Below are 10785 nucleotides of genomic sequence, written 5' to 3' on the forward strand. Positions count from 1 at the left end.
GCGCGAAGCACCCGGAACAAGGGTCCCGATGGCGGACGAGACGACCTTGGCAGGCAAGCCTCGGGGGAGGGCACGACGCTGGGGCGGGTTCTGCCTCGTCGGCGCGCTGACCCTGGTGCTGCTCGTCGGCGGCGGGATCGGGCTGGCGGTGCTGCGCCTGTCGAACGGCCCGCTGCAGATCGACGCCCTGTCGCGCCGGGTCGCGGCCGCCGTGGCCGAGCGGATCGGGCCGGGCTGGAGCATCGCGATCCGCGGCAGCAGCCTCGAGCTCGACCGCGAGAACGCCCTGAGCCTGCGCTTCTCCGGCCTCGACATCCGCAACCCGCAGGGCGACCTGGTGGTGCGGGCGCCGCTCGCCCTGGTCAGCCTCGATCCCTGGGGGCTCCTGCATCTCAACCTGCAGCCGCGCTCGATCGAGTTCCGCGAGACCCAGACCACCGCCCTGGTGCACCGGGACGGCTCGATCGCGTTCGCGGCCTCCGAGGCCAACCACCCGGTCGATATCGAGCCGCACACGCTGCCGAGCGTGGACGACGCCCGGGGCAAGGTCTCGCCGCTCTCGGCGACCGTGGCATCGATCTTCGGCGTGGTGCTCGATTCCAGCGGCATCGTCGGCGCCCTCGACCGCGCCCGCCTCACCGATGCGCGCCTGCGGCTGATCGACGATGACGGCCGCGAGCGCGCGGTGTTCGCCCGGGTCAACGGGTTGTTCGGGCGCGATCCGGTGAACGGAACCCGCAACTTCGAGTTGCGGCTCGACGGACCGCACGGCGAGTGGCGCTTCGGTGGCTCCCTGCGGGAGGGCGGGGAGGGGCAAGAGGGCACGGAACACGCGCGCTCGGGCGTGATCACCCTGGACGATTTGCCGGTGCCCGACCTGCTGCTGCTCTCGGGCCAGTCGGGCCTGCCGCTGACCACCGACCTCAAGCTCTCGGCCCGGGCCGACGTGAGCCTGGCGGGCGGGCGCATCAAGACCATGAGCGCCAAGGTCCATACCGGCGACGGCACCTTCCTGATCGAGGAGAAGGACTTCAACCCGGTCACGGTCGAGAGCCTGGACGCCACCCTGAACTGGGACGAGGCCGGCCGGGTCATGTCGCTCACCGGGCTGGATTACCGGGGCGCCGGCAACGCGGTGCACCTGACCGGGGCCTGGACGGGAAGCCCGCCGGACGCCGCCACGGCCTGGACCGCGACGCTGTCGGGCCGCGACGCGACCCTGCGGGGGGCGACCGCGCAGGACGCGCCGGTGAAGATCGACGCGCTGGACGCGCAGCTCACCGGCCGCGACGGCGGCATCGCCATCGACGCGCTCAACGTCTCGGCGCCGGGCGTGCAGGGGGTGATCACCGGCACGATCGGCACGACCGCCGACGAGGGCGGCCTGACCCTGCGCATCCTCGGCCATGACGGCGAGGTCCGGACCGGGCTGCGCCTGTGGCCGGAGCATATCGCGCCGCCGGCCCGCACCTACCTGGTGGACCAGCTGCGCCGAGGCCGGATCGATTCCGTCGACATCCGCGTGAAGATGTCCGGGACGGTGCTGGCCGCCGCGACCAAGGGCGAGCCCGCCCCCGACGACGCGGTGCATATCGATTTCCGGGTCTCGGACGCGGCGCTGGACGTCACCGCGGACGCGCCGCCGGTGGTCAAGGGCAACGTCTCCGGGACCATCACCGGGCGCTCGACCACCGTGCGCAACGTGACCGCCGAGGTCCGCGGCCCGGACGGACGCGGGCTGGCGATCTCGGACGGCAGCTTCGTGATCCCGCAGATCACGCCGGACCGGGTGGTGGCGCAGATCGGCATGCGGCTCTCCGGGGGCGCGGACGGCATGGCCTCCGTGCTCCAGGCGAAGCTGTTCAAGAGCCTGATGAGCGTCGACCTGGACCCGGCCACGATCAAGGGCAACGCCGACCTGCGGGTCGACTTCCCCCTCGACCTCAAGCACGTGCCCGACCTGCCGAACCTGCCCGTGACCCTGTCGGGAACGCTCTCCGACCTCTCGGTCGACAAGGTGATGGGCAAGGACCGCCTGGAATCCGGCAAGTTCTCCCTGCTGTACGACCGCGGCGCCTTCACGCTGAAGGGCGACGGCCGGGTCGCGGGCGCGCCGATCTCGGTGGACCTGCGCCAGCCCAAGGTCGGCCAGCCCGGCGAGGCGGTGGTCAACCTCGCCCTCGACGATGCCTTGCGCGGCAAGAAGGGCCTGCCGACCGCGCCGCAGCTCTCGGGGACGATCCCGGTCCGCGCCGTCGTGCCGATCGGCCGGCCGGGCTCCGGCAAGCCGCCGATCCGGGTCGAGGCGGATCTCGCCAAGGCCGGCATCGACGGGCTGGTGCCTGGGCTGACCAAGCTGGCGGGCAAGCCGGGCCGCGTCAGCTTCACGCTGGTGGATGGCGGCCAGACCTACGAGCTGCGCGACTTCGCCCTCGACGCCGCCCCGGCCGCCGCCCGCGGCAGCCTCACGATCAGCCCCGAGGGCGGCCTCGAGCGCGCCGACCTGACGAGCGTCAAGCTGTCGCCGGGCGACGACATGCGGGTGAGCCTCGACCGCACCGGCAGCGGCTACAAGGTCGTGGTGCGCGGCGCCGTGGTCGATGCCCGGCCGTTCCTCAAGTCGCTGGGCGGCCCGGACGCCAAAGGCGGCAAGGAGACCAAGGATCCCAACCCGAAGGATATCGACGCCGACATCCAGGTGCCGATCGTGGCGGGCTTCAACGACGAGGCCCTGACCAACGCCAACCTGCGGCTGTCGCTGCACGGCCGGACCCTGCGGGCGGCCAACATCACCGGGCGCTTCCGCGCGGCGCCGTTCGCCGCCACGGTCACAAGGGGCGAGCGCGGCGTGCCGATGCTCGCCGTGGAATCGTCCGATGCCGGCGCGACGCTGCGCTTCGTCGACGTCTACCGGCGGATGTATGGCGGCCGCTTAACCGCCGGGATCGGCCTCAATGACGGCCCGCAATCCGGCGTGGTCCAGATTCGCGACTTCTCGCTCCGCAACGAGCCGGCCCTATCGAGCATCATGGCTCAGGGGCCGGAGCCGGCCGAGGCGGAATCGGCCCGCGGCCGCCGCATCGCCCCGGGCCGGGCGGCCGGCGACGTGACCTTCGACCGGATGCGGGCGAATTTCGTGCGCAGCGGCAGCCGGGTCGAGTTCAGCGACGCGGCGATCTCCAACGCCGCCATGGGCTTCACCCTGTCAGGCTGGCTCGATACCGGCCGGGAGCGCACCGACATGAACGGCACCTTCGTGCCGCTCTACGGGCTCAACAACGTCGCCTCGCAGCTGCCGCTGCTCGGGCCGCTGCTGGGCGGCGGGCACAATGAGGGCCTGTTCGCGGTCAATTTCCGCGTCTCCGGCAAGCTCTCCTCCCCGGACGTGAGCGTGAACCCGCTCTCGGCGATCGCCCCCGGCTTCCTGCGCAAGCTGTTCAGCGCCGGCGGCGGCCCCTTCGCGGACGGCGTGCCGGCGGTGCCGCAGGGCGAGCGGTAACGGCATCCCATCACGGGGGCCGTTACCGTGTGCCGCACCGTCATTGCGAACGCCGTCGCGGAAGCACAAAAAAGCCCGGCGCGGCGGACCGCACCGGGCTGAACGCAAAGTCCAGAGCAACTACTTCTCGACGAAGGCCTTCTCGATCACGTAGTGGCCGGCTTCGCCGTGGTTGCCTTCCTCGTAGCCGCCGCTGCTCAGCAGCTCGCGGGTGTCGCGGATCATGTCGGGGCTGCCGCAGAGCATGAAGCGGTCGTTCTCCACCGACATGGCCGGCAGGCCGATATCGGAGAAGAGCTTGCCCGAGACCATCAGGTCGGTGATCCGGCCGCGGTTGCGGAACGGCTCGCGGGTCACGGTCGGGTAGTAGATCAGCTGGCTTGAGATCATCTCGCCCAGGAACTCGTGTTTCGGCAGGGCCTCGGTGATGGTCTCGCCGTAGGCCAGCTCCTGGACCTGGCGGCAGCCATGGACCAGCACGACCTTCTCGAACCGCTCGTAGCTCTCCGGGTCCTTGATGATCGACATGAACGGGGCCAGGCCCGTGCCGGTGCCGAGCAGGTAGAGGTTCCGGCCGGGCAACAGGTTGTCGAGCACCAGGGTGCCGGTGGGCTTCTTGCCGACGATGATCGGGTCGCCGACCTTGAGGTGCTGGAGCTTGGAGGTCAGCGGGCCGTCCTGGACCTTGATGGAGAAGAACTCGAGCTCCTCCTCGTAATTGGCCGAGACCACCGAATAGGCGCGCAGCAGCGGCCGACCCTCGACCTCGAGGCCGATCATGGTGAACTCGCCGTTGCGGAAGCGGAACGCCGGGTCCCGCGTGGTGCGGAACGAGAACAGGTTCTCGGTCCAGTGATGCACCGACAGAACGCGCTCCTCGTAGAACTTGCTCATCGACGGATCAGTCCTCGAATCCTCTGATGCTCGGCCCATGCCCCCGGCGATTCGGGGCGCATGGGGTTCGGCGGATCGTCGCCGTCCCGCGGGGCAGGGTCGGACCCCACGCACACGCGCGCCGGGATCCGGCTGTCAAACCCAAATCGGGTGCTTCTTCTCGGGTGCTTCTTTCGCAGTTGCAGCACGCCCGTCAAGGCGCGCCAGGATCACACCCGCGCAAGAAGTGAATGGCCTGGAATCGTTCGAATATTTTAACCCGCGACGACCGGACGGAGCGGCTTCAACCCCGCCTCGATCTCGGCCCGGCGCGGTTCCAGGAACGGCGGCAGGGCGAGGCGCGCGCCCAGGCTCTCCAGGGGCTCGTCGGCGGTGAAGCCCGGGCCGTCGGTGGCGATCTCGAACAGGATGCCGTTGGGCTCGCGGAAATACAGGCTGCGGAAGTAGTAGCGGTCCACCGGCCCGCTGCTCGGCACCCGGGCGGCCTTCAGCCGGTCGGCCCACGCCTCGTACTCCGCGTCGGGGATGCGGAAGGCGACGTGGTGGACCGCGCCGGCGCCCTGCTGTGCCGGCGCCGCGGCATCGGCCAGGAGCTGGATCTCGGCGGCCGGGCCGCCCGGACCCATGGCGTAGACCGCGACCGGGCCGTCGCCGGTCTCGAAGCTCCGCTCCCGGCGCATGCCGAGCAGATCGGTCAGCACGGCGGCGGTGCGGGCCGGGTCCGGCACGGACAGGCGGATCGGGCCCAGGCCCCGGATCTGGTAGGCCGCCGGCACCGGCGAGGCGTCCCAGGGATGCTCCGGGCCGGTGCCGCCGTCATCGACCAGGGCGAGGCGCTGGCCCTCGGGATCCTCGAAATCGAGGGTGAGGCGGCCGTCGCGCAGGGCGGGCTCGGCCAGCACGATCCCAGCCTCTTGGCCGGCCTCGCGCAGGCGGGCGTGCCACCAGGCCACCGCGCTCTCGCCGGGCACGCGCAGATGGGTGCGGGTGATGCTGTTCGACCCGCGCCGCTCCCGGGGCGCCGGCCAGTCGAAGAAGGTGATGTCGCTGCCGGGGCTCGCCAGCCCGTCCGCGTAGAACAGGTGATAGGCCGAGACATCGTCCTGGTTCACGGTCTTCTTCACCAGCCGCAGGCCGAGCGTGCCGGTGTAGAACACGACGTTCTCGGCCGCGCGGGCGGTCACCGCGGTGAGGTGATGGATGCCGGTGAGCTGCATGGTTTTCCGTGTGGGTCCCCGCTCCGATCCGCGTCACGTGGGGTTCGGGCGACGGCGTTGCGAGCGCACGGCTGGAATGCAGTGGGCGTAAGGGGATTTGAGAGGCTTCATTCCTAGCCCCCCTGAAGCCGTATCATCGACAGATACAAAGCTCTTGACTTGATGTATCTCTCGTTGATACATCGAAGTCAGAGGCGGAGCGATGGCGTGGCGATTCAGAGCTTCGCGGACGACGCGACGGAAGCGGTGTTCCGCGGACGCCATCCCAGAGGCATCCCCTTCGCGATCCTCAAGGTCGCACGGCGCAAACTACGCCAGATCCATGCGGCGGCGTCCCTGAACGATCTGAAGGTGCCGCCGGGCAACAGGCTTCACCCACTGACGCACGATCGCGCTGGGCAGCATGCCATCTGGATCAACGATCAATTCCGGATCTGCCTGCGCTGGACAGAGACAGGTCCGGCCGAGGTCGAGATCGTCGATTACCATTGACCAGGGGCATCGCCCCACTCCGACGGACGGGAGATCCCCGATGGCCATCGCGTACGAGACCGACACCGTCTTGCCGCCGCTGCATCCCGGCGAGGTGCTGCGCGAGGACTTCCTGATTCCCCTCGGCTTGTCGGCCGGCACGGTGGCGCGGGCCTGCCGCGTCCCGCGGACCCGGATCGAGCGGATCGCCTCCGAGCAGATCGGGGTCTCGACCGACACGGCCCTGCGCCTCGGCCGCTATTTCGGCACGAGCGCGGAATTCTGGCTCAACCTCCAGCGCCAGTACGAGGTGGAGACGCTGACGCGCACCCTCGGGCCGGAGATCGAACGGATCGCCCCGCTCGCCCCCGCGGCAGCCTGAGCGTCAGAGCCCGACCGGACGGCCGGCGGCGACCACCAGCATCCGGCCATCCGCGAAGGTCCGGGCGGCGGCCCGGCGGATATCGGCCTGGGTTACGGCCGAGACCAGGGCGTTGCGGCGGGCGATGTAGTCCATGCCCAGTTCCTCGAAGGCGATCTGCACCAGCTGGTGGGCGATCTTGGTCGAGGTGTCGAAACCGAGCGCGTAGGAGCCAGTGAGGTAGTCCTTGGCCTTCTGCAGCTCGTCGTCGTCCGGGCCGTCGGCGATCAGCCGGCCGATCTCGTCGCCGATCACCGACAGGGCCTCGCCGACGCGCTCGTTCTTGGTGGCGGTGTAGCCCCAGGTCATCGCGGCCGAGCGGTGGCTGACCAGCGAGGTGCCGACCGAGTAGGCCAGCCCGCGCTTCTCGCGCACCTCCTGGAACAGGCGCGACGTGAAGGCGCCGCCGCCCAGGATGTGGTTGAGCACGTAGGCCGGGATGAAGTCCGGGTCGCGCCAGGGCACGCCGGCCATGCCGAAGCGAATCACCGATTGCGGCACGTCGAGATCGACCACGATGCGCCGGCCGAGATCCTGCACCTCGGTGCGCGGCACCGCCTTGAGTTCTCCGGCCTCCGGCAGGGAGCCGAAGGCACGGTTCAGGCCCTCGGCCAGTTGCTCGGCCCCGATGGCGCCCACCGCCGCGACCTTCACCCGGCCGCGCCCGATGATGCGGGCATGCATCGCCAGGAGGTCGTCCCGGGTGATCGTGGCGACGCTCTCCACCGTGCCCGAGGAGGGCCGGGCATAGGCGTGGCCGGCGAAGGCCTCCTTGAAGAACCGGCGCGAGGCGAGCACGCCCGGATCGTTCTGCTGGTAGCGCAGGCCGGCGATCACCTGGCCGCGGACGCGCTCGATCGCGTCCGGATCGAGGCGCGGCTTGGCGAGCGCCAGGGCGAGGAGCGCGATGCCCTCATCGGCATGCTTGACCAGCATCTTGAGCGAGCCGCCGATCGCGTCGGGGCCGGCATGGAAGGACAGCTCGATCGCCCGGGCGGCGAGCTGCTCCTGGAACGCGTCGGAGGTCAGGTCGCCGGCGCCCTCGTCGAGGAGCCGGGCCAGCATCTGCGCGCAGCCGGCCTTGCCGGCCGGGTCCTGGGCGGCGCCGCCCTCGAAGGTGAAGGCCAGCGCGATCATCGGCACGACCGGGGATTCGACGTGCCACGCCTCGATGCCGGCGGCGGTCGTCACCGGCAGGGCCGTCGTGGGCGAGCTGGCGGGGGCGGCGGTGTCGACCAAGTTCTCGGCGACGCTCATGGGAACCTCTTCTTATTTCGTCACGGGCGGCGGCGGAGTGGTCTCGCGGCCTGATGCAGGTCCCGACGGGGGTGAAACCGCCCGCCGGGACGCGCCCGAAAACCTATTCCGCGGCCATCGCGACCGGGGCGTCGGGGTCCTGAGCCTTGGTCAGGTAGCCGGTGACCGAGCGGGACGGCGTCAGCCAGCGCTCGGCGGCGGCCTTGAGGCGCTCCTGCGAGACCGCCTCGATATCGGTCGGCCAGCGGCGGACCTCCTCGATGGTCTCGCCGATCGCGAGCGCCGAACCGTAGATCCGGGCGAGCGAGGACTGGCTGTCGGAGGAGTAGACGGTCTCGGCCACGAGCCGTGTCTTGGCGCGCTCGATCGCCTCGGCGCCGAGCGCCTCCGCGGGGGCGCGGCGCAGGATCTTGTCCACGGCCTCCTCCAGCGTCTCCAGGGAGACGCCCTCGGCCGGCACCGCGTAGACGGAGAACCGGGTCTCGTCGATCGCCGAGCCCATGTACCAGGCGCCGGCATTCACCGCGAGGCCGGTCTCCATGACCAGCTTGCGGTAGAGGTAGGAGGTCGAGCCGCCGCCCAGAACCTCGGCGAGCAGCTCGAGGTCGTGGCAGCCGCCGTCGCGGGCGGTGATGCAGGACGGGGTCAGGTAGAGCCGCTGCAGGGTCGGCTGCTCGACCTTCGGGTCGGCGACCGCGACCCGGCGCAGGGCCTTGGGCTCGGGCTCGCGGGCCCGCAGGCGCTCGGGGCGGGCGCCCTGCGGGGCGACGCGGCCGTAGGTCTCGTCGGCCAGGCGCCGGACCTCGTCCGGGGTCACGTCGCCGGCCACCACCAGGATCGCGTTCTCGGGGGTGTAGAAGCGCTTGTAATAAGCCAGCGCGTGCTCGCGGTTCAGGCCCTCGATCTCGTGCATCCAGCCGATGATCGGGATGCCGTAGGGGTGGTGCACGAACAGCGAGGCGGCCATCGCCTCGGAGAGCTGGGCGGAGGGGTCGGTCTCGACCCGCATGCGCCGCTCCTCCAGCACCACGTCGCGCTCGGGCGCGACCACGGCGTCGTCGAGGACGAGGCCGCTCATGCGGTCGGCCTCGAACGCCATCATGGTGCCGAGATGGTCCCGGGCGACCCGCTGGAAATAGGCGGTGTAGTCGTAGCTGGTGAAGGCGTTCTCCTGGCCGCCGAGGCCCGAGACCGCCTTGGAGAAGGCGCCCACCGGGTGCTTCTCGGTGCCCTTGAACATCAGGTGCTCGAGGAAGTGGGCGATGCCCGACTGGCCCAACGGATCATCGGCCGAGCCGTTGCGATACCAGATCATGTGGGTCGCCACGGGGGCCCGGTGATCGGGCACGACCACCACGTCGAGGCCGTTGTCGAGGGTGAAGGCCGTGACCTCGGGCCCGCCCGCCTCGGAGCGCCCGAACGGCGCGGCCTCGCCTCGGCCGGCGCTGCCGCCATACGGCGAGCCCGGACGCGGCGGGAAGAGGGTGGGCGTCGCCTTCCTGAACAGGTGCATTCCGCTTTCCTTTTGCCGGCCCCGGTGCCGCCGACGCCCGCCTGGGACGCTCGGATGGATCGGGGCCGTCCTCGTCTCCGGCCGGCAAGAGCCGTACCGGGACAGACATGTCATGTTGCCATGCCGGGGCGCCGTTGCAACGACGCCACAGCCGGATGGTTACTGCTGGGCGCGCTGGCGCTGATAGGCCCGGGGATCGGCCTCCTCGCGCTCGCGGCTGGCATTGTTGATCGGGTCCCGGGACGGCGGCTGGGCCAGCTTCTTCGGGGATTGCCGGTAGCCGGTCGGCGGGTCGGTCAGAACGTCCCGGGCCGGCTCGACATCGGAGGGCTCGGCATTGGCGCTCTTGCCCTTCAGCAGGTCGAACGGGCTGAGCAGGCTGTCGTCGCGGTTGGTGTCGCCCGGCTTGCGCTCGGCCTCGGTGGTGACGTTCGCCCCGGCGCGGCGACCGCCGCGGATCTCGTCCACCGAGAGCGTGGCGTTGTTGTCGTCGTAGCGGCCGCGGGCCTGGTTGCCGACCGGGCGGCGCCGTTCGGCCGCCGCGCGCTCGCGCTCGACGATCTCGGGATCCTTCGGCCAGGCGGTGCTGGTGGAGCGGGCCCGGGGCTGGGGCAGGGCCTTGCCGTCGAGCTTGGGCGGCATCACCAGCGGCGGGCGCTCGTGATAATCGATCGGGTCCTGGCGCTTCTCCAGGAGGCCGATGCCGGAGAGCGCGTCGCGCATGAACTCGCCCCGCTCCTGGGCCTGCGCGCCGCAGGCCAGCAGCGGCGACAGCGCGACCGCAACGGCGGGGAGGATGAGACGAAGCCTGCGGTGCCCGGTCATGCTGCCTCACGGGTTCCGGCCGGGAGTCCGGCGCGGGGACGGCCGCCACGCGGCCTGATCCGACGGGTCCCGGCCTGAGACCGGTTTCCGGCGATCGTATGGCGCCTTGACCGCATTGCACCAGAGGCTTGGGGCGGGCAGGGCCGATCTGTTGCGGGAATCACGGGCGCGAGGCCCCTTGCGGCGTACCCCGCCCGGCTGGACTCAGGCTGTCGAGAATCAGGCCGATCACCCCGGCGACGATCGCGGCGTCCGCCACGTTGAACACGTACCAGGACCAGCCGCCGGCATGGAGGTGGACGAAGTCGAACACCGCCCCGTAGGCGGCCCGGTCGATGGCGTTGCCGAGGGCGCCGCCGACGATCAGGCCGAGCGCCACCGCCAGAAGCCGCGAGCCGGCCCTGGTCATCCAGACGCCGAGGCCGAGGGCAGCGGCGAGCGACAGGACGACGAGGAACCAGCGCCCGAACCCGCTCTCCTGCTGGAACAGGCCGTAGGAGACGCCGCGATTCCAGACCACCACGAAGTCGGCGAACGGCGCCAGCCGCCACGGCTGGGTCAGCACGAGGTCGGTTCCGAAATAGAGCCCGAGCTTGGAGGCCTGGTCGAGGACCAGGGTGACGAGCAGGGCCAGCAGGCCGGCGCGGGTGGGGGTCATGGGCGGGGACCCGACACGCGCACGCCTCCC

At 71.0% G+C, this 10785-nt stretch carries 9 protein-coding genes; 3 read left to right on the forward strand and 6 right to left on the reverse strand.

Going from position 1 to position 10785, the window contains the following annotated elements:
- Positions 1 to 28: 28 nt before the first annotated feature.
- Positions 29 to 3499 carry a DUF3971 domain-containing protein gene (locus tag LGR69_RS04595; RefSeq protein ID WP_230365314.1) on the forward strand — a complete coding sequence of 1157 codons (3471 nt, stop codon included), beginning with the start codon at positions 29 to 31 and terminating at the stop codon, positions 3497 to 3499.
- A 120-nt stretch (positions 3500 to 3619) separates the two neighbouring features.
- Here the strand turns inward: LGR69_RS04595 and LGR69_RS04600 are convergent, their stop codons facing one another.
- Together LGR69_RS04600 and LGR69_RS04605 are read right to left on the reverse strand one after the other, a co-directional pair.
- On the reverse strand, positions 3620 to 4393 hold the full coding sequence (locus LGR69_RS04600; RefSeq protein WP_007563268.1) for a ferredoxin--NADP reductase: 774 nt from the start codon (positions 4391 to 4393) through the stop codon (positions 3620 to 3622).
- Positions 4394 to 4647: 254 nt separating this feature from the next.
- A complete protein-coding gene (locus LGR69_RS04605; protein ID WP_230365315.1) occupies positions 4648 to 5610 on the reverse strand; it encodes a ring-cleaving dioxygenase in 963 nt (320 codons plus the stop codon).
- 207 nt (positions 5611 to 5817) lie between these two features.
- Here LGR69_RS04605 and LGR69_RS04610 point away from each other — a divergent pair, with 207 nt between their 5' ends.
- Positions 5818 to 6102, forward strand: a complete 285-nt coding sequence (locus LGR69_RS04610; protein WP_245451003.1) for a type II toxin-antitoxin system RelE/ParE family toxin — start codon at positions 5818 to 5820, stop codon at positions 6100 to 6102.
- A gap of 40 nt (positions 6103 to 6142) precedes the next feature.
- On the forward strand, positions 6143 to 6463 hold the full coding sequence (locus LGR69_RS04615; protein WP_122160238.1) for a HigA family addiction module antitoxin: 321 nt from the start codon (positions 6143 to 6145) through the stop codon (positions 6461 to 6463).
- Between the two features lie 3 nt (positions 6464 to 6466).
- On the opposite strand, the gene LGR69_RS04620 is transcribed toward LGR69_RS04615, so the two are convergent.
- The 4 genes from LGR69_RS04620 to lspA form a co-directional block, all read right to left on the reverse strand.
- Positions 6467 to 7759, reverse strand: coding sequence for a M16 family metallopeptidase (locus LGR69_RS04620; protein WP_091863395.1), 1293 nt, complete (start codon positions 7757 to 7759; stop codon positions 6467 to 6469).
- Between the two features lie 103 nt (positions 7760 to 7862).
- Positions 7863 to 9272 (reverse strand): M16 family metallopeptidase, encoded by a 1410-nt coding sequence (locus LGR69_RS04625; RefSeq protein ID WP_007563276.1) that lies wholly within the window; start codon positions 9270 to 9272, stop codon positions 7863 to 7865.
- A 159-nt stretch (positions 9273 to 9431) separates the two neighbouring features.
- Positions 9432 to 10097 (reverse strand): hypothetical protein, encoded by a 666-nt coding sequence (locus LGR69_RS04630; protein WP_050735743.1) that lies wholly within the window; start codon positions 10095 to 10097, stop codon positions 9432 to 9434.
- 160 nt (positions 10098 to 10257) lie between these two features.
- Positions 10258 to 10755, reverse strand: coding sequence for a signal peptidase II (gene lspA, locus LGR69_RS04635; RefSeq protein WP_091863394.1), 498 nt, complete (start codon positions 10753 to 10755; stop codon positions 10258 to 10260).
- Positions 10756 to 10785 lie beyond the last annotated feature (30 nt).

The organism is Methylobacterium brachiatum (genome assembly GCF_020523825.1).
GTDB classification, from domain to species: Bacteria; Pseudomonadota; Alphaproteobacteria; order Rhizobiales; family Beijerinckiaceae; genus Methylobacterium; species Methylobacterium brachiatum.

Bases quoted from the DNA above. Each gene is read 5' to 3' on its own strand.
- LGR69_RS04595 (WP_230365314.1), top strand. From the start codon at position 29: ATGGCGGACGAGACGACCTTGGCAGGCAAGCCTCGGGGGAGGGCACGA.
- LGR69_RS04600 (WP_007563268.1), bottom strand. From the start codon at position 4,393: ATGAGCAAGTTCTACGAGGAGCGCGTTCTGTCGGTGCATCACTGGACC.
- LGR69_RS04605 (WP_230365315.1), bottom strand. From the start codon at position 5,610: ATGCAGCTCACCGGCATCCATCACCTCACCGCGGTGACCGCCCGCGCG.
- LGR69_RS04615 (WP_122160238.1), top strand. From the start codon at position 6,143: ATGGCCATCGCGTACGAGACCGACACCGTCTTGCCGCCGCTGCATCCC.
- LGR69_RS04620 (WP_091863395.1), bottom strand. From the start codon at position 7,759: ATGAGCGTCGCCGAGAACTTGGTCGACACCGCCGCCCCCGCCAGCTCG.
- LGR69_RS04625 (WP_007563276.1), bottom strand. From the start codon at position 9,272: ATGCACCTGTTCAGGAAGGCGACGCCCACCCTCTTCCCGCCGCGTCCG.
- LGR69_RS04630 (WP_050735743.1), bottom strand. From the start codon at position 10,097: ATGACCGGGCACCGCAGGCTTCGTCTCATCCTCCCCGCCGTTGCGGTC.
- lspA (WP_091863394.1), bottom strand. From the start codon at position 10,755: ATGACCCCCACCCGCGCCGGCCTGCTGGCCCTGCTCGTCACCCTGGTC.